The sequence below is a fragment of the Pedobacter sp. CG_S7 genome (assembly GCF_040544395.1).
Lineage (GTDB): Bacteria > Bacteroidota > Bacteroidia > Sphingobacteriales > Sphingobacteriaceae > Pedobacter.
In genome coordinates, this window is record NZ_JBEONS010000031.1 from 14122 (window position 1) to 35193 (window position 21072).

Genomic DNA, 21072 nt, shown 5'->3' on the forward strand with positions numbered 1-21072 from the left:
AATGATAAAGATACTCGCAAATGACGGTATAGATCCCGTTGGTAAATCGTTATTAGAACAAGCAGGATTTATAGTAGATACCGATACTATTCCTCAGGATAAACTTGTTGAAGCACTTCAGAATTATGATGCCATAACAGTTAGAAGTGCCACTAAAGTTCGTAAAGATTTAATTGATCAATGCCCTAACCTGAAATTGATTGGAAGAGGTGGTGTTGGGATGGATAATATTGATGTTGATTACGCAAGAGAACGTGGTATTGCTGTAATAAATACACCGGCAGCTTCTTCTTTGTCGGTCGCAGAACTTGTTTTTGCTCATCTATTTACGGGTGCCAGGTTTTTACAAGATGCCAATCGCAAGATGCCTGTTGAAGGTAATACTAATTTCAATAACCTGAAAAAAGCTTATGCTAAAGGAATTGAATTGAAAGGCAAAACTTTAGGTGTAATTGGTTTTGGTAGAATTGGTCGCGAAACTGCTGCCATGGGCTTAAGGCTGGGTATGAATGTGATTGCCTACGACTTATTTCCTTTTAATGGTCATATTTCATTGAACTTTCAGGGTGATATTGATATAGATATCCCTATTAAAACCATTTCTTTAGAAGAAGTAATCAGTAACAGTGATTTTATCAGCTTACATACTCCTTTTGCTGAAGAACCTATTTTAGGTGCTAAAGAGTTCGATCAAATGAAATCTGGTGTTTTTATCGTTAATTGCTCCAGAGGTGGTACAATTGATGAGCTGGCCTTAATTGCAGCTTTAGATAGTGGTAAGGTTGCTTTTGCTGGATTGGATGTGTTCAATAATGAACCTACTCCTTTAGCCGCAATTCTTCAACACCCTAAAATTTCTTTGACGCCACACATCGGTGCTGCAACAAATGAAGCTCAGGAGCGAATAGGAACTGAACTTGCTAATTTAATTATAGCACACTTTCATAAATAATAAACAAACGAAGGAACCGCAAATGTGGTTCCTTCGTTTGTTCTTGATTACCTTATGCCAAATAGAATACTCTTTAGCGCCTTAATTTCTGCTCTAAACCTGTCATTAAGCCTTCTTTAATTTTCTTAATTTACTTGTCAGGATCAATAGTGTTGCCAATAAAGCCAACACAAGACAAGCAATTATATAATAAGTAGTGGTTTGTTTACTTTCCGCTTTCTCAGCACGTTGTTTTAATGCTTCATTATTATCCTGCAGTTTTTTAACGGCAAGCATATATTGTTGAATTCTTTCATTGCTTGCAACGGCTGTATTTTGTACTTTTTGTACTTGCATTTCTTTATATTCCATCAGCACTTTTATCTCACGGAATATTTTATTGTCATTCAGCGTGATTTGTCTTAATATTTCATTCGAATTTTTAATGTCTTTTTTAGTTTGCATTCCAAAAATCCCTGTTCTGGAACTTAAGCTTTGTTGATATTGACCGAATTTCGAACTACGTTGCACTAATAATGCATTGACTTTATTTCTTTGAAGCTGGTATGCTGTACTGTCCGCTTGTGCCATTGTAGCTACAGAAAAGCTCATCAGTAAGATTAATAATAAGTATTTAGTCATCCTATTCATGTTAAATAATAAGCAAAGTTCATGCCTATTGGTGAAATTCAATTCTTACAATATCGCCTAGGTGTAAACCTAATAAGCCGCTTGCTTTACCTTTATTGATCGCTATTTCCAAATGGTTGCTTATGCCAAAAAGACATAGTTTTTCTCCTTCCGGAACTTCATTATAGTGCCAGCTTAACTGTGTTATTGTTTCACTTCTTTTAAAATGCAAGGTGAAATCTCTATTTCGCTGTACTCTGGTGAAAAGTTCTTTGGTAATATTAGTGATGACATTGCTAAAGGTGTCAATATAAATCACACTTCCCCGAATAGTATCTTGCTCGAGCACTGGGTTCAATAACATGCGTTCTTCGATGCTCTCCAAGGGTATTCCAATATCTTTTAGTTTGCCACTTTTTGAAAGGTGCACTGCCGCTTTAACAAAAACATCTACCAATGGGAAGTGAAGGTATTTTAGGTCCTGCATAATATTTAACTCTACCATTTCTTCGGGATCTCCATCAAATAGCAAGGAAAATATGCCGTTATCTGCCCCAACAAAATAGTGTTCATTATATTTCATTGCCACATATTTTGTACTTTCGCTAAATACAGAATCAATTCCAATCAGGTGCACTGTTCCTTTAGGAAAATAGGGGTAGGCATTCTTTAGTACAAATGCCGCATAAGAGATGTTAAAGGAAGGAACTTCATGCGTTATGTCTACTATACTGGCATCGGTAAAAATGCTCAAAATACTGCCTTTTAGTGCAGCCTGATAGAAATCTTTGGAACCTAAATCTGTTGTTAAAGTGATAATAGCCATTAAAAATTGAATATTTATTCTTAATCTTGCGTAAGTAGTGAACTGCCTGCAAATATTCAATTTTTAAATCAAAATATACACGTCCATTAAAAAACAATATTTTGAACGAAATACAATTAACACTAGAAACCGTAGACCCCGGACATTTTTGGGGCACTCATAACGAGCATTATGAATTAATCAAACATGCTTTTCCAAAGCTGAAAATCGTTGCCCGTGGTAACTACATTAAAGCTTTAGGAGATAAGCAAGAGTTAATTGCCTTTGAGCATAAGTTTCAAGAGCTGGTTCAGCATTTGGAGAAATATAGCTCGCTTAATCCTAATGAGGTTGAAACGATTTTATCCCCTCACACCACTCCATCCCTGCCTCTTTCAAAAGTAGAAGAAAATCAATCTGGCGGTGGTGAAGTCATTGTTTTTGGTGCAAATGGTTTGATGATAAAAGCACGGACAGCCAACCAGCGGAAAATGGTGAAAAGCATAGTCAATAATGACATACTTTTTGCAATCGGCCCTGCGGGAACAGGTAAAACCTATACTGCTGTTGCGTTGGCAGTAAGGGCTTTGAAAAATAAAGAGATCAAAAGAATTATTTTAACCAGACCAGCAGTAGAAGCAGGGGAGAACCTTGGTTTTTTACCCGGCGACCTGAAAGAAAAGGTAGATCCTTATTTACGCCCTTTATACGATGCTTTGGATGATATGATCCCTGCAGAGAAATTAAAGTTTTACATCGAAAACCATACCATCGAGATTGCGCCTTTAGCTTTTATGCGCGGAAGAACGCTTGATAACTGTTATGTTATCCTTGATGAGGCCCAGAATTCTACAGACTTACAGTTGAAGATGTTTTTAACCCGTATGGGGCCTAGTGCAAAAGTTATCGTTACTGGTGATATCACCCAAATTGATCTTCCTAAAAAACACATGTCCGGTTTATTTAATGCACTTAGAATCTTAGATGGCATTCCAGGTATTGATGTTGTTTATCTTACCGGCGAAGATGTGGTACGCCATAAATTAGTAAAGCAAATTCTAAAAGCCTACGGCGATATTCAATAATTAAAAAACTCATGCGATTTAGCATAATAATGAAAGCAATAAAAGAAACAAAATTTATTTTCCCGAAACAGACTAATTTTTATAAAGGTAAAGTGCGGGATGTTTATACCATTGATAACCGCTTTATGGCAATGGTCGTTACGGATAGGATTTCTGCATTTGACGTAGTCTTGCCCGAAGCTATTCCTTTTAAAGGACAAGTACTGAATCAAATAGCTGCAAAGTTTTTAGCTGCCACTAAAGATATCGTTCCTAATTGGGTAATTGAAGTCCCTGATGAAATGGTTACCGTTGGACGGATTTGTGAGCCTTTTAAAGTCGAAATGGTGATAAGGGGTTACCTGGCAGGACATGCCTGGAGGGAATATAGCGCCGGTAAAAGAAGTATTTGTGGTGTGGCCATGCCCGACGGTTTAAACGAAAACGACAAACTTCCTGAGCCTATCCTTACGCCAACTACAAAAGCTGCAGTCGGTCATGATGAGGATATTTCCAGAGAGGCTATTTTAGCTAAAGGCATAGTTTCTCTGTTTGATTATGAGCAATTGGAAGAATATACCAGGGCACTTTACCAACGCGGAACAGAAATGGCTGCTGATAGAGGGCTTATTTTGGTAGATACAAAATATGAATTTGGAAAAGCTGATCACACTATCTATCTAATTGATGAAATTCATACTCCTGATTCTTCCCGTTATTTTTATGCCGAGGGTTACCAAGAAAGACAAGCGAGCCATGAAGCTCAAAAGCAGCTGTCTAAGGAGTTTGTGAGAAAATGGTTAATAGATAATAACTTTCAAGGTAAAGAGGGTCAGGTGGTGCCAGAAATGACTACACAGCTCATTGATTCCATTTCAGAACGCTACATTGAGCTTTACGAACAAATTACCGGAGACAAGTTTATTAAGAATGAGGCGGAGCACATTCTGAATAGGATTGAGCACAATGTAAAGGACTGTTTAAATAAGTTAATTTAATACCGTATTTTCGTAATTACTAAATCTAAAGCGCATGAAGTTTTCAATAGATAAACATGAAAAATATGTTGTTATCACCTTAAATGAATTAAGTTTCAGCAATGATATCACACCTAAGTTGAAGTCTGAGTTTATTATGTTGAACGCAGAGGGCTTTTGTAATATCGTTGTAGACTTATCAATAGTGGAAGGTTGTAGTGATTCACAAGATTTAAGCAGCTTATTGATTGGCGACAGGTTATGCAAGAAAGCGAACGGCCTTTTTGTAGTAACAGGTGCTACTGCTGAAATTGCGAAATTGCTTGAGATTTCAAGTTTAAATAAGTCCTTGAATATTGTTTCTAAAATTGATGAAGCCACAGATCTGATTTTTATGGGCGAGATCGAAAAAGAGTTATTAGGGAGTTTTGATCAGGATAATTAATGAAATTCGAAGTTACCATTTTAGGAAACAGCTCTGCGACACCTGTGCATAATAGAAATCCTACAGCACAGCTTTTAAATTGTAATGAGAAGTTTTATTTAATTGACTGTGCAGAAGGAACACAGCAACAATTTATAAAGTACAATATAAAGGGAAATAAAATTGATCATATTTTTATCAGCCATTTGCATGGAGATCATTATTTTGGTTTAATTGGCCTGCTTTCAAGTTTGCATTTAAATGGTAGATTGAAACCAATTCAATTATTCGGCCCCGCTGCACTCCTAGAAATTCTGGAACTTCAGTTTAAGCATTCTGAAACAATTCTGCGTTACCCTATTGAATTTACGGCTGTTACCGCTGATGAATCAAGGGTTATTTTTCAAAATTCCGATATCATTGTAGAAACAATTGTTTTAAACCACAGAATTCCTTGTACCGGTTATAAGTTCACACAGAAAAGAAGGTTACGTAAACTGATCATTGAAAAGTTGGAGGCTGAAAATATTCCTGTTGAATATTTTCTATTGCTGAAAAGAGGACTAAATTTAGACCTTCCAAATGGAAGCGTATTGTTAAACGAAAATTACACTACCGAAGCAGAGGAGCCTAAATCATACTGCTATTGTTCAGATACCTTAGCTGATGGAAGTTATTTAGCACAGTTAAAAAACTGTACTATGTTATACCATGAGGCTACATTTTTGCATGAGTTATTAGACAGGGCAAATGTTACACACCATAGCACAGCATTGCAGGCAGCTCAGGTTGCACTAGAATCAGGAGCACAGCATTTGCTAATTGGCCATTTTTCTTCCAGATACAAAGTGCTTCAACCCTTATTGGATGAAGCACGTTTAGTCTTTAAAAATACACAGCTTGCGATGGAAGGTGTAACTTACACGATCGCATAAGGGTGCTCCTTAATTATCTTTCTTTTTCCCACCTCCGAAGATCGAGAAGTGTACATAACGTTTTGGATTCTCTTTTAAGTCTATAATTAAGTTATCCAAGTTTTTTGATGCGCTGTTGAGGTTATCATACATCTTTCTGTCATTTATTAATAATCCTAAAGTCCCATCTCCACTATTCACTTTGCTTACCACGCCCTGCAAATCTGCAACCGCTTTGTTGGCATTATCAATGGTTTGTTTAAAGTTAGCTGCCGCCACCTTGTCTGTAACGTCGGAAATATTGTTTAAAATAGAATTGATTTTTTTGTTGTTGTTATTCAGGTTATTCGATATCGATTCTACATTAGAAAGGATAGCAGAAATTCTCTTGCCCTCTGTGCCAACGAGGTTGTCAATTTTTACAGAAGTGGATTCAAGTGATTCCAAAGTAGCTGCAATGCTGTAAAAGCTTTTGTTAACATTCTTTTGGAAATCAGGGTTCATCATTGTATTTACACTGGTAAGAATAGAATCCATTTTATCGATGATAGCCTCAGCTTTTTTCTGTACGGGCTGTACTGCTTCCAACAAATTCTTCTCCACATTTGCATTTAAGGTATCACCATCTTTGGCAAACTGTTTTCCATTACCTAATACCATTACGATTGCTTTGCTACCTAAAAGATCGGTGCTTTCTAATCGCGCAATGCTATTGGTAGGAATATCATATTTCCCGTTAATCTTTAACGTTGCCACAATATAACCGTCAGTCTGCAAACTTAATTTATCTACCCGGCCAATTTGATAACCATTAATTAATACAGGCTTAGAAACGCCAAGTCCATCAACACGTGAATACCTTGCAAAAAGGACAGTTTCATCTGAAAATATGGCATTGCCTTTAAGGAAATTATAGCCAATAATTAATAGCGTTATAGAGAAGGCAGCCAGAATGCCAACTTTCGTTTCGTTTTTTATTTTCACGTATTTTGTACTTAGTTTGTATCGTTTTTCTCTTTATATGATTTTACAGCTCTAAAAATGGACTGCACAATTTCACTTTGTCCGGCGGCCGAATTGATGTATCGCTCTTCTTCCGGGTTGCTTAGAAAGCCTATTTCTGTTAAAACGGCAGGCATTCCGCACCTTTGCAGAATTAAAATCCCCTGTTCTTTAATACCTCTGTTTACCCGCCGGTCTACTTTAGTATAATTGTTTTGAATCAGACTGGCAAGTTGCATGCTTTTGTCTCGGAATTTATTCTTGAACAAAGATAGCAGAATAAATGTTTCAGGATCACTTGGATCGAAGCCATCATAATTTTTTTTGTAGTTTTTCTCTAACTTAATATCAGCATTTTCCCTTATCGCAACATCCTGTTCATTTATTCGGTGCATTCCAGCAACAAAAGTCTCAGTGCCTTTTACAGATCTATTTCCGGGAGGCATAGAATTGCAATGTATAGAGATGAAAAGATCTGCCTTTGCGTCATTTGCCATGGCCGCTCTTTTGTAAAAATCAACATCAATATCTGTTTTTCTGGTATAGAGGATTTTCACTCCCGGCATATCTTCTTCAAATTTCTGGCCTAGTTTTAAAGCAACCTTAAGTGCTACATTTTTTTCTAATGAATAAGCTCCTCTCGCTCCTGGTTTTCTTCCTCCGTGACCAGCATCAATAACTATTGTTTTTACTTTATATCCCTTTTGCGCAAAAGCAGGGTGAAAAAAAGTTAACATCAACACACCTAACACACACAATAAACTTGTTTTCATTAACATTACTCTTTTATTTATTTACCTAACCCAGGTATATTTTTTAATGATTTTCTACCGCGAATTGATAGCGTTGTATGGCTTTTAGCAAGCCATTTATAATTTCCAACTGCCCCTCTGGTGAATTCATATAATCTTCTTCTGTTGGATTGCTAATAAATCCTATCTCTGTTAAAATTGCTGGCATGCCCGCCCTTGCTAAAACCGCCAAACTTTTTTCTTGTACACCCCGGTCTACCCTTCCAGCATTGATGTATTCATCCTGCACCATTTTCGCTAGCTTAAGACTTTGTGTTCTGTAAGCATTTTTCATCAGCGACAGGATGATGAAGTTTTCAGGGTTTGCAGGGTCAAAGCCTTCATAGTTTTCCTTATAGTTTTCTTCTAACAGGATGGCCTCATTTTCCCTTTTTATCACTTCATCTTGCTCATTCATCCTGCCCATACCAGAAACAAAAGTTTCAGTACCTCTTGTTGACGTACTTTTTCTGCTTACAGTTTGCCGTATAGGAATTCTCTTGCCGTTCTTCTTTCTATATCCAGTAATCACAGTAGATCGATAAACTGGCATGTCATTACAGTGTATAGAAATAAAAAGGTCAGCTTTAACCTTATTGGCAATGCCAATTCTGTCATACAAAGGAACAAATATATCGTCAGTTCTTGTATAAACTACTTTAACATTTGGCATATTAACTTCAATAGCCTTGCCAAGATTTAAGGCGGTTTTTAAAGCAACCGCTTTTTCCGTTGAATACTCACCTCTGGTGGATCCGTCTTTGCCTCCGTGGCCTGCATCAATAACAATAGTTTTTATTTTATAATTCTGCGTAAACGCCTGATAATTAGAGAAAATAATAATAAATATTGAAATAATTGCGATCAATAGTACATTTGGTCTAACCAATGGTATATTTTTCATTAATTTTGAACGTTTTGGATTAACATAAATGCAAAAATAACATTCACATACCAATTTGAAACATTTACGCAAAATCATTTTATTTAATTCCATTGTTTTACTTTCATTTGTGAGTAACAATGCTGTTGCATTTTCTGCTTTTAAGAACTTCCAGGTGCCTCAGCAAACTGATACTAGCAAATTAGACACCACAAAAAATAACGTCACAAATAGTCTGAAAAATCAACAGCAATCAGATTCAAAAATAGAATATTCTGCGCAGGATTCTACAAAATATAGTAAAGATAAAAGTATCATTCATTTATACGGAAAGGCCAGGGTAATCTACCAGTCCTTTGAATTGGATGCGGAATACATCAGGTACGATTCAAAAAAAAATACCGTTTTTGCCCGTGGAGCGCATGATACTAAGGGTAGGTATTATGGAAAGCCCATATTTAAAATGGAGGGCCAAGGATCTTCTGTAGCCGATTCCCTTTTTTACAATACCCAATCGGGTAAAGGCACCGTGTTTAATACTTTTACAGAACAGGAAGGTAGTTTTTTCTCTGGCGGACAAAGTAAAAAACAACCTGACGATGAAATTCATGTTAAGAATACCATCTATAGTACCTGTAATCTTCCACACCCTCACTTTGGTTTTTTTATTACTAAAGGTATCGTTACCAAGAATCAGGTAATTACGGGTCCGGTATACCTCGAAATTGAAGATATACCTCTGCCTTTGGGTTTACCATTTGCTTTTTTTCCTAAGCCCAATAAGAAATCCTCAGGTGTAGTTGTTCCAAGTTTTGGAGAAGATGCAAACCAAGGTTTCTTTTTACGTGATGGTGGTTATTATCTTGGCTTAAGTGATTTTTGGGATGCTAAACTTTTAGGAACCATTTATACCAGAGGCTCTTATACAGCTTCAGGTGCGGCAAACTATTTAAAGCGCTATAAATATGGTGGAAATATTAACCTTACCTATGCCAGTACAAAATTAGGTGTAGAGGGTACGGTGCAAAATAAGCCACAAAAAAACTTCCACATTAACTGGAACCATAGTCAAAATCCCAATGCCTCGCCAGGTTCTACTTTTAGTGCACAAGTAGACGCGGGAACTTCCTCTTATTATTCTACCACAGCCGCAAATAATACTTATGACCCCCGAGCCATATCTAATAACGTTTTGCGCTCAAGTATCAGTTATACCAAAACTTCAGGCATTTTTAATTTTAGTTCTAACTTAGGTGCAAGTCAGGAAACACAGACTAAAACCATCAGTTTGACCTTACCACAGGTGAGTTTAAGTATGAGCAGTATCAACCCTTTTGATTCTAAAAAAAGAGTTGGTGAACAAAAGTGGTTTCAAAAGTTTAACGTAGGCTACAGCATGGATGGAACCAATACCGTTAGCACAACTGAAGACCTGTTGTTTGCAAAGGGTGGGCTGAAAAGATTCCAAAATGGTTTTAACCATAACTTTAATGGTTCTCTTCCTTTTAACGTGGCAAAATATTTTAACTTCACCACGAGTGCCGCTTATAATGAACAGTGGCACTTTCAAACCTTGCGACAAACGCAATTACGTGTTTTGAACAGGCCAGATTCTATTGTCTATGATACCATTTCTGGTTTTAAGCGCTCCGGCGAATACAGTGCTTCCCTCAACTTGACCACTAAAATCTACAATACCCTACAATTTAAGAAAGAAGGAAAAATACAAGCCATTAGGCATGTAATGACTCCTAATATTGGTTTCAGTTATAAACCGGATTTTTCAACCCTTAGTAAAGGTTATTATCAAGAATTGCGCTACCAGGATGGAACAACGGTTAACGACCCCCAATATAACCGCGCTAAACGGTATTCAATTTTTCAGGGAACCCGATATGCTGGCCCTTCTGAAGGACAAATGGCAGCGTTAAATTTCGGTTTAGTTAACGATGTCGAGTTGAAAGTTTTGGCTCCAAAAGATACCACCGGAACTGGAACCAAAAAGATTCCAATTATTCAGGGTTTAAATATCAATGGAAATTACAACTTCTTAAAGCCTGCTTATAAATTATCAAACCTAAGTTTTAGTGGCCGCTCTCAGTTTACCGAGAAAATAGGTATTAATTTTAATGGAAATCTGAATCCTTATGCTGTTGAGGATACGATAACTTCTTACGGTATTACAAAAAAACTTGTAGACAGGTATACTTGGCAAAATGGTAAATTACCTCGTTTAACAGGTTTCGGGTTTTCATTTGACTATAGTTTTAACCCTGCTTCATTTAAAAGGCGTGCAGAAAACCTAGATCAATTGGAAAATGGTGCAGCTAAAAAAGGTATCACACCAGAACAGGCTAATCAGTTAGCGGCAATCAGTCGTGATCCAAATGCCTTTGTGGATTTCAACATCCCATGGAACCTCTCTTTTGCTTATAGTTTTCAATACAGTACTGCGGAAAACGGTTTAAACGGCATGACTACAAATAGCTTAACTTTTAACGGAGATTTTAATGCCACTCCTAAATGGAAAGTGCAGTTCAATTCTGGCTATAATTTTGAAACAAAGAACCTTTCTATAACTTCCCTTTCCATTTATAGAGATTTACATTGTTGGGACATGAGTTTTCAATGGGTTCCTTTTGGTACCTATAGAAGTTACTCGGTTACTTTAAAAGTTAAAGCTTCTATTTTGCAAGATTTGAAATTGAGCAAGCAACAAGGTTATTCTTCTAATTTTTAATAAAAATATATGCTAGCAGAGATCATTACTATTGGCGATGAGATTTTGATCGGTCAGATTGTAGATACCAATTCTGCATGGATGGCCAAACAATTTAACCTCAACGGTATTAAAGTAAAACAAATTACCTCGGTATCTGATGATGCCGATCATATCATTGAAGCCCTGGATGCAGCACGCAAACATGCAAAAGTTGTTTTGTTAACAGGTGGGCTCGGTCCAACAAAAGACGATATTACCAAAAATACGCTGGCGCGTTATTTCAACATGTCTATGAGAAGGGATGAAGAAACGCTGAAACATGTGGAAGCTATTTTTTCTCGCACGAGCAGACCTATGCTAGAGATCAACCGCAAACAGGCCGATGTGCCTGTTGGTTGTACCGTAATACAAAATAAGAACGGTACAGCTCCTTGTATGTGGTTTGAAGATAAAGGAACTGTTTTTGTCTCCTTGCCGGGGGTGCCTTTTGAGATGATGTATTTGATTGAAGATGAAATATTACCCCGTTTAAAAAAATTATTTAAACTTCCATTCATTTACCATAAAAGTATTCTTACGGCCAATATTGGCGAATCTTATTTAGCACAGGAGCTAGAAGAAATTGAGGATTTACTTCCATCTCATATTAAGCTGGCTTATTTGCCAAACCTTGGTCTGGTTAGGTTAAGGTTAAGTTCTTCTGGGGAAAATGAGTTGTTGTTAAAAACTGAAGTGGATAGCTATGCCATGAAACTCATGGAAAAAGTGAGGCAATTTGTTGTCATCGATGAGGATATTCCAATAGAAAAAGCTTTGTTGAATTTGATGAAAGCCAAAAAACTGACACTTTCAACCGCCGAAAGTTGTACCGGGGGATATATAGCCCATTTAATAACGCAACATTCTGGCAGTTCTAAAGTTTTTGATGGCGGGGCAGTTACTTATTCCTATGGTTTAAAAGAAGCTGTATTAGGGGTTAAGCCTGAAACACTCGAAAAGTACGGTGCCGTAAGTGAAGAAACGGTAAAAGAAATGGCTATAGGTGCAATAAGAAACTTCAAAACTGATGTGGCTGTTGCAGTAAGTGGAATTGCAGGGCCTGATGGGGGAACGCCAGAAAAACCTGTTGGCACTGTTTGGATTGCCGTTGCTACAAAAAACCAGGTGACAGCCAAAGTCTTTATTTTTGGAAATAAAAGAACTCAAAATATAATCCGTTCTGCTGCGGCTGGATTTAATATGATTTTAAATCAGGTGAGGCTAATGGAAGCCAAACAATAGTCTGTAGGATGTCGAATTTTAAGAATAAATAATACCTTGCCTCAACAAGAATAGCATTTACTGTTTAAAAAGATTTACTTTTGCAGCGATATCAATATTAATTTTACTGTAAACCAATATGGCTCAATACGAATTACTGTTACCAAAAATGGGGGAGAGCGTTGCAGAAGCAACCATTATCAAATGGGTTAAACAAGCCGGAGATATGATACAGCTGGATGATACATTATTGGAAATAGCTACCGATAAAGTCGATTCAGAAGTGCCATCACCCGTGGAAGGTAAACTGGTTAAAATTTTATTTAAAGAAGATGATGTTGTACAGGTTGGGGCTGTTATAGCTTTGATTGAAACCGATGCAGCTGCAGCAACACCTGCTCCTGCAGCTGTTCCTTTCATCGAACAATTACCCGCTGAAACAGTTGAACCAGCAATAGCTGCAACTCCAGAATCCCTTCCAAACGCAGATAGATTTTATTCGCCTCTGGTGAAAAATATTGCCGCCCAAGAGCATATTACTCCAAATGAACTGAATGCTATTGAGGGTAGTGGCGCTGAAGGCCGGTTAACAAAAGATGATTTACTCCATTATATTCAACATAAAAAAGCTCCGGCAGCACAGGCTGAGGCCAATGACCAACCTGTTTTATCGTCCCCTGCTAAAATAACTTCTGCTCCATTGGTAAGTGTGAGTGGCGGTGATGAAATTATTGAAATGAACCGGATGCGTAAGCTTATTGCCGACCACATGGTGATGAGCAAGCAAACTGCAGCTCATGTAACTTCTTTTGTGGAGGCCGATGTAACCAATATGGTGAAATGGCGCGAGAAGGTTAAAAAGAGTTTTGAGCAACGCGAGAACGAGAAAATTACCTTCACGCCAATATTTATTGAGGCGGTTACCAAAGCCATAAAAGATTTTCCTATGATTAACGTTTCTGTTAATGGAACTCAGATCATCAAAAAGCGGGATATCAATATCGGTATGGCAGCAGCCCTGCCTAGTGGAAACTTAATTGTACCCGTTATTAAGAATGCAGATCAATTGAACCTGATTGGTTTAACTAAAGCTGTTAATGACCTTGCCAATCGTTCACGTACTTCTAAGCTTAAGCCTGATGAAACACAAAATGGAACCTTTACACTAACCAACGTAGGCTCCTTTGGTAATGTTATGGGTACACCTATTATTAACCAGCCTCAGGTGGCTATTTTAGCTGTTGGGGCTATTAAGAAGAAGCCTGCTGTATTGGAAACAGAATTCGGAGATGTAATAGCCATTAGGCACATGATGTTCCTATCCTTGTCTTATGACCATAGGGTGGTTGATGGTTCTTTGGGCGGGTCGTTTGTAAGACGAGTGGCCGATTACCTCGAAAACTGGGATATGGACCGAGAAATATAAAAATTCATATCATGATAAAGGCCTGTTTCGTTAAAATACGAAACAGGCCTTTTTTTTTGCTTTATTTTTTTATTGTTTTAAGCGGTAGAAATTAAAGGTACCTGCTATGCCTGTCTTTAATTTTGATAAATCCTTGAAAGACTTTTACGAGATCCTTGGCAGGTCCTTGCGAGGTCATTTGATTGCGTTAAGGACCTAGCAACGACCTACCAACGACCTCTCAACGACCCCACAAAGTAAACTCGATTATAAGCGAAATGGCACCGTATTTACTGTCTTTTTTGAAAATAGCTCATCGAATATTCAAAATGGCAAACTAATGATATTGAACTATGAATAGAATTGGTAAGTCGGAAATTCCGACATACCACTGCTCATGGTGCAATTGCAGAAAAAACTCAAGAAGTAGAAAGCATCTATTACAATCTTGGTGTGATTATTTCTGTAGGTTATCGGGTAAAGAGCTTGCAGGGAACCAAGTTCCGCCAGTGGGCGATCGTCAGGCTTTACTTTATGTATCCATTATTGGCTGTTTAAGGGTAATATTAATTCGGGTTTATTATTAAACTCCCTTAATCACCGTTGAATTGATGTCAGTGCTAACCCGATAAGCATCCATTTTATTATCTGGGTAAGGCACAAAGTGCTGCAGCAGAACAGTGGGGGATAGTTCTTTCATTTTAAAACTAAGCATTGAATACATCAAAAATATAGGAGCTCAAGTAAAATTCAAATAAAGGTTGGAAAAATTTATGCGGTATTCTGTCGCTTATGTATTGTATATATCGGTAAATTATATAGTAAGGTGATTTTAATAAACTTTTTTGAGGTTTAATCAGTATTTTAGGCATCTAACATTTGCTTTTAATAGTAATTAAAAAAAGCAATAAATTAACAAAAACACAATACCATATAATGTCAAAAACTATAGCCAAAGCCGATATCGACTTTGAAAAAGAACTTTGGGATGCCGCTAATGAATTAAGAGGCGCCGTTTCTGAGAATAATTACAAAAATTATATTTTACCCCTCGTGTTTTTAAAACACCTGAGCGAGCGTTATGACCTGGTACAGGATGAAATAACCGAATTGCTGCAAGAGCCTAAATCAGAATACTACACTACTGACAAGGAAGAAATAAAGTATGTACTCGAAGATCGCGACGAATACCGCTCCCGTAATACATTTGTTATTCCTAAAAAGGCATCCTGGAAATATCTTAAAGACAATGCAGAGCAAGATGACATTAAAGTAATTATCGATGATGCCTTTGATGTGATACAAGACTTACTCACAGAACATAACCCGCAATTAAACAATTTGCTGCCTCGTATTTTTGTACGTTCAGAATTATCTGCAAAGCAAACCAGTGGAATTATCAACTTGCTGTCGCACCCTAAATTCTCCGAAAAGGAAAACCCTGAAAGTGATATTTTGGGTCGTATTTACGAGTTTTACATTGGACGTTTTGCTATGGCCGAAGGTTCTGGTGCAGGGCAATTTTTTACACCCGGCAGCATTGTGCGTTTACTGGTAGAGATTTTGGAACCCTACAAAGGCCGCATATTCGACCCTGCTTGTGGCAGTGGCGGTATGTTTGTGCAAAGTTTAAAGTTTATTAAAGAACACGGTGGTAATAAAAACGACATCTCTATTTACGGACAGGAGATGACTGCTCAAACCCTGCGTTTGTGTTTAATGAACCTTTTGTTACGTGATTTATCTTTTGATATTAAACTAGGAAACTCCCTGTTGGATGATAAATTCCCTGCTTTAAAAGCTGATTATATTATTGCCAATCCTCCTTTTAACGTGAGCAACTGGCACCCCGAAGATTTACCCGAAGGCGACCCACGTTTATTTGGCCCTAAAGAAGAGTTCACAACAGATGGTTCTGCCAATTACATGTGGATGCAAACCTTTTGGCACCACCTCAGCAATACTGGTACTGCTGGTATTGTAATGGCAAACGGCGCCATGACCTCCAATACCAAAGGAGAGAAAAACGTACGCCAGCACATGGTAGATAACAGCATGATAGATTGCATTGTGCGTTTGCCCGATAAATTGTTTTTAACTACCGGCATACCGGCCTGCTTGTTTATTTTAAGCAAAAATCGCGACGGAAAAGATGGTACGCACCGTGAGCGGAATAACGAAATCTTGTTTTTGGATGCCTCGAAAATGGGCATCATGGCCAGCCGTAAACTAAGGATTTTTACAGATGCCGATGTAAACCGAATAGCCGAAACTTACCACAATTGGCGCACCGTTGGCAATAGCTACGCTGACCTAGATGGATTTAGTAAGGCCGCTACCCTTGCCGATGTACAAAAGCAAGATTACAAACTTACGCCCGGTATTTACGTTGGCACTGAAGCTGAAGAGGATGATGGAATATTGTTTGAAGATAAAATGGAAGCCTTAAAAGCCACACTTTTACAACAGTTTGAAAAAAGCGAAGTATTGAAAAAACAGATTATGGCTAATTTTGATAAGTTGTAAGATGCAGGGGTGGAAAACATATAAGCTTGGCGAAATATTAAAAGTGAAGCATGGATATGCTTTTAAAGGTGAAAATTTTACAACTCAAGAGAATAAAAATCTTTTATTAACACCAGGTAATTTTCAGATGTCTGGTGGAATAAAGTTTAATTGGGGCAAGCAAAAGTTTTATAATGGTAAATATCCTAATGATTATATTCTTGAGGAGGGGGATTTAGTGATTGCTATGACTGACCTGACTCAATCTTGTGATATACTTGGAGCTCCAATAAAAATAAAGGACACTAAATTTAACTATTTACATAATCAGCGTTTGGGTTTGATTATAGAGAATCGAGAATTGGTTTTTACAGATTACCTCTTTCATTATTTTAATACTTATCAGTATAGAAGTAGATTAATTGCAACAAAATCAGGCTCAACTGTTTCTCATACTGCCCCCGAAAGAATTTATGAATGCGAAATTAATCTACCACACCTCAAAGAACAAAAAGCCATTGCTTCCATACTTTCTGCTTTAGATGAGAAAATAGAGCTGAACCTGCAAATGAACAAAACCTTAGAAGAAATGGCTAAGGCTTTGTACAAGCATTGGTTTGTTGATTTTGGCCCTTTTCAAAACGGCAATTTTATAGAATCTGAGTTGGGAATGATTCCTGAGGGTTGGGAAGTAAAAAAAATTGGAGCCTCAATTGAAACCTTGGGGGGAGGAACTCCAAGTACTGCCAAGAATGAATATTGGGAAAACGGCGAAATTTTATGGTATTCTCCAACAGACTTAACAAGAGAGAAATCTCTATTTTCAATTGACACAGCAAAAAAAATCACTTCATTAGGATTGCAGAAAAGCTCTGCGAGAATGTTTCGTGAAAATTCTTTATTAATGTCAAGTAGAGCTACTATCGGTTTATTAACGATAAATACAAAGCCTGCATGTACCAATCAGGGATTTATTACTATGCTCCCAAATGAAAAAATCAGTGTTTATCAACTTTATTTTTGGGTGAAACAAAATATAGACCTCATCATATCGAAATCAAACGGAAGTACATTTAAGGAGATAAGCAAATCAAATTTTAGAGATTTAGATGTATTAATTGGAAAAGACATCGATTCTTATTTAAGAGAAACAAAAGATGTTTTCAATCAAATAAATAGTAATATCCAGGAAAACCAAACCCTCACCACCCTCCGCGACACCTTACTACCCAAACTCATCAGCGGAGAAATCCGCGTAAAAGATATTGAACAATTGGTAGCAGCAGCCCTATGAAAGACATGATTGAAATAACGGTTCAAAAGGCGGCGATAGAGTGGTTGCAAGATTTGGGCTATACCCATAAAGAAGGCAATGCATTAACCCGAGATCTTAAAAAAGTTGTACTAGAAGATGATTTGCGTTCATTCCTAGTTAAGACTTATCCAAATGTTCCGGCTACTGCCATAAATGAGGCAATGGCTGCCTTTACCCAACATTTGGGCATGGATACAAACCACCGTAACCGGGATTTTCATCGTAAAATGACACAAGGTGTTTCAGTTACCTGGAAAGATGCCCACGGCAAAGAATATGCACAACATATTTATCCCATTAATTTTGCCGCACCAGAAAAAAACAACTTTATCTGTGCAGATGAAGTTACCATAATAGGCAAAAATACCCGCCGTACCGATTTGTTGATTTTCATTAATGGTTTGCCCATTATTGTTTTCGAATTCAAGAATATGTTTGCACAAGAAGTCGGCGTAGATAATGCACACGGTCAAATCGGGCATTATTTGTTAGACATCCCGCAGTTGTGGGATTACAATGCGCTCACCATCATTTCTGACGGACGTGAAGCCTTACATGGCATGTATAATTCGTCGCTCAAATGGTTTGCCCCATGGAAAAGTTTAACTGGCGATACCATCGAAAGCAATAAAGATCTACAATTAGAAACCTTAATTAACGGATTATTTCCGAAGGATATCTTACTCAGCTACCTTCAAAATTTCATCTTTCACGAAGACCACAACGGTAAAATCATAAAGAAAGCGGCTAAATACCACCAATTTTGGGGCGTTCATGAAGCGGTAGCCTCAGCAATAAAAAATATAAAACCACATGGCGACGGTCGCTTAGGGGTAATTTGGCATACCCAAGGCTCGGGTAAAAGTATTTCCATGGCCATACTTACGGGGATTTTGCGCCAATTGCCCGAAATGAAAAATCCAACTATCGTGATACAAGTAGATCGTTCGGATTTAGACCAACAATTGTATGAAAATTTTGTGCTTTGTAAAGATTTGGTGGGCGACGTACAACACGCCGATACTACAGATGAGCTACGTCAATTATTAAGCAACGATGGTGGTGGCGTGATTTTCACTACGATTGAAAAATTCCGTTTAAAAGATTTAGAAGACGGTAAAGAGAAAGAACACCCTGTACTTTCTGAGCGCTATAATTTAATCATCATGGCCGATGAGGCGCACCGTACACAATATGGTTTTAATGATGGTGGTTTTGCGCAGAACATTAGAGTTGCATTGCCCAATGCCTCCTTTATTGGTTTCACAGGAACACCTGTTGACGGTAAAGGTGCCGATACGGAATTGGTTTTCGGTAAAACGATTCATACTTATGATATTAAACAAGCAGTAGAAGACGGTGCAACTGTACCAATTTATTACGAACCAAAAATGGTTCCGCTTAACATCAATGCAAAATATGCCGATGAGTTAGATTTGGTAGATGAAGACGAGGAAGAAAGCAACCATATCGTTTGGGCAGCCATAGAAGATGCGGCAGGTGCAACAGAGCGGGTAGAACGGGTAGCAGCTGATATATTGGAACATTTTAATGCCCGCATACAAACGTTAGATGGTAAAGCCATGATTGTGTGTATGAGCAGGAGAAATTGTGTAAAAATGTATGATGCGCTTACCGCGTTGCCAGGTTGCCCAGAAATAGCAGTGATCATGACGAGCAATATTAGCAAAGACCCTACCGCCTGGAATACCCACGTGCGTACAAAGGAAAATATGGAAGCCATTAAAAAACGTTTCCGTACGCCTGATGATCCTTTGAAAATAGTGATTGTACGCGACATGTGGCTTACAGGCTTTGATGCGCCCTGTGCGCATACCATGTATGTAGATAAGATTATGAAAGGCCACAACTTAATGCAGGCTATAGCTCGGGTAAACCGCGTTTTTGAAGATAAAACCAATGGGCTGGTGGTAGATTTCATAGGTATTTCTGGTTTTTTAGCCGAAGCAACCAAGAAATATACCGGTAGCGGTGGCGAAGGAAAACCAACCATTGATATGGATGTTGCCGTTGCAATGTGCTTAGCACAATTTGCAGAAGTAAAAGAATTAATGGGCAATTTTGATTTGGAAGACTTCAACAAGATGAAGGAAACCGAAAAATTGAAATGGTCGAATAGTTTAGTCAATGATTTACTCCAATCTGATCCAGTGACCGATGCTTTTTTACTAGAAGAAAGAAAACTCACGGAGTTAGTGGCCATTACAAATTCTGATAAGCGTATTTGGGTCATTCAAGAAGAAGTTGCCATCATCCAAAAAATACGTGATGTGATTCGTAAAATTAAAACGCCGCCCGGTCCACAACGAATTAAAAACGATCGCATCAAAGATTTAATTAGTAAATCTATAGAATCGCAAAAGATTGTGGATTTAGCGGCCATGTACGATCTAGATAAAATAGATATCTCCATTATCGATGATCGTTTTCAGGCCATGGTAAAAGAAAAAGGCGGCGAGAATATAAAAGTCGAATTATTGCGACGTATTATCAATGATGAATTAAAAGTGCGCATGGTAAAAAACATTCGCAGAATGACCAGCTTAAAAGAAGAATTGGAAAAGGTGTTAAGCAAATACCACAAGAACAGCCTCGATTCTATCGCTGCCATTAAACATCTATTGGATATTGCCACCGAGTTTAAAAATGATGACATCCGGACCAAACAATTGGGCTTAACGGAGGATGAACTTGCTTTTTACGATTTGCTTTCAGCCAATGAAAAAATCATCAATCAATCCGGACCTATTCAAGATTTGGTACATAAAGTAGTGGCTTTGGTAAAGAAAAACCTACAATTAGATTGGACAAAAAAAGAAGATGCCCGCTCTGCGATACGTTTAGCTGTTAAAAAGGAATTGAAAGGGAAAGTTCCTTTTTCCGAATTAGATAATCTATTGAAAGAAGTGCTGGAGCAAGCAGAAGGCCAGTATAAGGATTGGCCGATGACGGGGTAGGGGACCAAACTCCAGAGCCAGAAGTAGAGTCTACGACTACTTTACTTACCAGATATAGTCCCGTTATTACACAGGAGGAAAGATACAATTTCGATGAAGCTTATAGTTATGCTCGAAAAGCCTATCGAAATTATAATGATTGTATTTTCATGCTGATCATGCTTTTTTGCTGTATCCAGCGAATGAATGGAGAAAAGATACCGGTAACTTTTATGACCAAGGTTTGGATTCAAATCGATCAGTTTTTAGGGATGATTCTTGTCTAAATGGGGTATGTTGTTCACCGGTATATTAAATAAAGATAAATTACAACGAAAGGATAGCTTTTTGGAAAGTCAACTTGTTGAATATTTGAAAGATAATCTAAAATAGTAACGACTCAGGTTGTCTATGAATTAGCAATAGTTGAGAAGGCATTGAGTATTTGCTGCTGATTTTTCTTACATGTATCGGTAATGGAACGAAT

The 21072-nt window shown here is 37.7% G+C and carries 18 protein-coding genes; 13 read left to right on the plus strand and 5 right to left on the minus strand.

Going from position 1 to position 21072, the window contains the following annotated elements:
* The first annotated feature begins 1 nt into the window (after position 1).
* Complete coding sequence (locus AAKU52_RS14005) at positions 2–952, plus strand: D-2-hydroxyacid dehydrogenase (protein WP_354334570.1); 951 nt, start codon at positions 2–4, stop codon at positions 950–952.
* A gap of 105 nt (positions 953–1057) precedes the next feature.
* Here AAKU52_RS14005 and AAKU52_RS14010 read toward each other — a convergent pair whose 3' ends face one another.
* Together AAKU52_RS14010 and AAKU52_RS14015 are read right to left on the minus strand one after the other, a co-directional pair.
* Complete coding sequence (locus AAKU52_RS14010) at positions 1058–1573, minus strand: hypothetical protein (RefSeq protein ID WP_354334572.1); 516 nt, start codon at positions 1571–1573, stop codon at positions 1058–1060.
* Positions 1574–1607: 34 nt separating this feature from the next.
* The gene (locus tag AAKU52_RS14015; RefSeq protein WP_354334574.1) at positions 1608–2387 is read right to left on the minus strand and encodes an SAM hydrolase/SAM-dependent halogenase family protein; all 780 of its coding nucleotides are present in this window, start codon (positions 2385–2387) and stop codon (positions 1608–1610) included.
* A gap of 101 nt (positions 2388–2488) precedes the next feature.
* On the opposite strand from AAKU52_RS14015, the gene AAKU52_RS14020 reads away from it, so the two are divergent.
* The 4 genes from AAKU52_RS14020 to AAKU52_RS14035 are packed head-to-tail and all read left to right on the plus strand — an operon-like array spanning position 2489 to position 5766.
* Positions 2489–3451 carry a PhoH family protein gene (locus AAKU52_RS14020; protein ID WP_354334576.1) on the plus strand — a complete coding sequence of 321 codons (963 nt, stop codon included), beginning with the start codon at positions 2489–2491 and terminating at the stop codon, positions 3449–3451.
* Positions 3452–3480: 29 nt separating this feature from the next.
* Positions 3481–4428 (plus strand): phosphoribosylaminoimidazolesuccinocarboxamide synthase, encoded by a 948-nt coding sequence (locus AAKU52_RS14025; RefSeq protein ID WP_354334578.1) that lies wholly within the window; start codon positions 3481–3483, stop codon positions 4426–4428.
* Positions 4429–4462: 34 nt separating this feature from the next.
* Positions 4463–4852, plus strand: coding sequence for an STAS domain-containing protein (locus AAKU52_RS14030; RefSeq protein WP_354334581.1), 390 nt, complete (start codon positions 4463–4465; stop codon positions 4850–4852).
* The gene (locus AAKU52_RS14035; RefSeq protein WP_354334583.1) at positions 4852–5766 is read left to right on the plus strand and encodes a ribonuclease Z; all 915 of its coding nucleotides are present in this window, start codon (positions 4852–4854) and stop codon (positions 5764–5766) included. Before AAKU52_RS14030 ends, AAKU52_RS14035 begins: the two co-directional genes overlap by 1 nt.
* 9 nt (positions 5767–5775) lie before the next feature.
* Here AAKU52_RS14035 and AAKU52_RS14040 read toward each other — a convergent pair whose 3' ends face one another.
* From AAKU52_RS14040 to AAKU52_RS14050, 3 genes are read right to left on the minus strand one after another with little or no spacing between them, the layout of a single operon-like run.
* Positions 5776–6729: an MlaD family protein gene (locus AAKU52_RS14040; protein ID WP_354334585.1), complete on the minus strand. Its 954-nt coding sequence runs from the start codon at positions 6727–6729 to the stop codon at positions 5776–5778.
* An 11-nt stretch (positions 6730–6740) separates the two neighbouring features.
* Entirely contained in the window at positions 6741–7526 is a 786-nt protein-coding gene (locus tag AAKU52_RS14045; protein WP_354334587.1) for an N-acetylmuramoyl-L-alanine amidase family protein, read from the minus strand.
* A 37-nt stretch (positions 7527–7563) separates the two neighbouring features.
* Positions 7564–8442, minus strand: coding sequence for an N-acetylmuramoyl-L-alanine amidase family protein (locus AAKU52_RS14050; RefSeq protein WP_354334589.1), 879 nt, complete (start codon positions 8440–8442; stop codon positions 7564–7566).
* A gap of 55 nt (positions 8443–8497) precedes the next feature.
* Between AAKU52_RS14050 and AAKU52_RS14055 the strand changes: the two genes are divergently transcribed.
* The 8 genes from AAKU52_RS14055 to AAKU52_RS14090 all read left to right on the plus strand — a co-directional run bounded on the left by AAKU52_RS14055 (position 8498) and on the right by AAKU52_RS14090 (position 20872).
* Positions 8498–11161: a putative LPS assembly protein LptD gene (locus AAKU52_RS14055; RefSeq protein ID WP_354334591.1), complete on the plus strand. Its 2664-nt coding sequence runs from the start codon at positions 8498–8500 to the stop codon at positions 11159–11161.
* A gap of 9 nt (positions 11162–11170) precedes the next feature.
* Positions 11171–12424, plus strand: a complete 1254-nt coding sequence (locus tag AAKU52_RS14060) for a competence/damage-inducible protein A (protein WP_354334594.1) — start codon at positions 11171–11173, stop codon at positions 12422–12424.
* 118 nt (positions 12425–12542) lie between these two features.
* Positions 12543–13829, plus strand: a complete 1287-nt coding sequence (locus AAKU52_RS14065; protein WP_354334596.1) for a dihydrolipoamide acetyltransferase family protein — start codon at positions 12543–12545, stop codon at positions 13827–13829.
* Between the two features lie 342 nt (positions 13830–14171).
* On the plus strand, positions 14172–14366 hold the full coding sequence (gene rhuM, locus AAKU52_RS14070) for a RhuM family protein (protein WP_354334598.1): 195 nt from the start codon (positions 14172–14174) through the stop codon (positions 14364–14366).
* A gap of 378 nt (positions 14367–14744) precedes the next feature.
* A complete protein-coding gene (locus AAKU52_RS14075) occupies positions 14745–16334 on the plus strand; it encodes a type I restriction-modification system subunit M (protein ID WP_354334600.1) in 1590 nt (529 codons plus the stop codon).
* Between the two features lies 1 nt (position 16335).
* The gene (locus tag AAKU52_RS14080) at positions 16336–17607 is read left to right on the plus strand and encodes a restriction endonuclease subunit S (protein WP_354334602.1); all 1272 of its coding nucleotides are present in this window, start codon (positions 16336–16338) and stop codon (positions 17605–17607) included.
* Positions 17604–20606 carry a type I restriction endonuclease subunit R gene (locus AAKU52_RS14085; RefSeq protein WP_354334604.1) on the plus strand — a complete coding sequence of 1001 codons (3003 nt, stop codon included), beginning with the start codon at positions 17604–17606 and terminating at the stop codon, positions 20604–20606. The genes AAKU52_RS14080 and AAKU52_RS14085 overlap by 4 nt, the downstream gene beginning before the upstream one ends.
* Positions 20588–20872 carry a hypothetical protein gene (locus AAKU52_RS14090; protein WP_354334606.1) on the plus strand — a complete coding sequence of 95 codons (285 nt, stop codon included), beginning with the start codon at positions 20588–20590 and terminating at the stop codon, positions 20870–20872. The genes AAKU52_RS14085 and AAKU52_RS14090 overlap by 19 nt, the downstream gene beginning before the upstream one ends.
* The last annotated feature ends 200 nt before the right edge of the window (positions 20873–21072 follow it).

Bases quoted from the DNA above. Each gene is read 5' to 3' on its own strand.
- AAKU52_RS14060 (WP_354334594.1), top strand. From the start codon at position 11,171: ATGCTAGCAGAGATCATTACTATTGGCGATGAGATTTTGATCGGTCAG.
- AAKU52_RS14080 (WP_354334602.1), top strand. From the start codon at position 16,336: ATGCAGGGGTGGAAAACATATAAGCTTGGCGAAATATTAAAAGTGAAG.
- AAKU52_RS14015 (WP_354334574.1), bottom strand. From the start codon at position 2,387: ATGGCTATTATCACTTTAACAACAGATTTAGGTTCCAAAGATTTCTAT.
- AAKU52_RS14025 (WP_354334578.1), top strand. From the start codon at position 3,481: ATGAAAGCAATAAAAGAAACAAAATTTATTTTCCCGAAACAGACTAAT.
- AAKU52_RS14045 (WP_354334587.1), bottom strand. From the start codon at position 7,526: ATGTTAATGAAAACAAGTTTATTGTGTGTGTTAGGTGTGTTGATGTTA.
- AAKU52_RS14005 (WP_354334570.1), top strand. From the start codon at position 2: ATGATAAAGATACTCGCAAATGACGGTATAGATCCCGTTGGTAAATCG.
- AAKU52_RS14085 (WP_354334604.1), top strand. From the start codon at position 17,604: ATGAAAGACATGATTGAAATAACGGTTCAAAAGGCGGCGATAGAGTGG.
- AAKU52_RS14010 (WP_354334572.1), bottom strand. From the start codon at position 1,573: ATGACTAAATACTTATTATTAATCTTACTGATGAGCTTTTCTGTAGCT.
- AAKU52_RS14050 (WP_354334589.1), bottom strand. From the start codon at position 8,442: ATGAAAAATATACCATTGGTTAGACCAAATGTACTATTGATCGCAATT.
- AAKU52_RS14035 (WP_354334583.1), top strand. From the start codon at position 4,852: ATGAAATTCGAAGTTACCATTTTAGGAAACAGCTCTGCGACACCTGTG.
- AAKU52_RS14030 (WP_354334581.1), top strand. From the start codon at position 4,463: ATGAAGTTTTCAATAGATAAACATGAAAAATATGTTGTTATCACCTTA.
- AAKU52_RS14075 (WP_354334600.1), top strand. From the start codon at position 14,745: ATGTCAAAAACTATAGCCAAAGCCGATATCGACTTTGAAAAAGAACTT.
- AAKU52_RS14065 (WP_354334596.1), top strand. From the start codon at position 12,543: ATGGCTCAATACGAATTACTGTTACCAAAAATGGGGGAGAGCGTTGCA.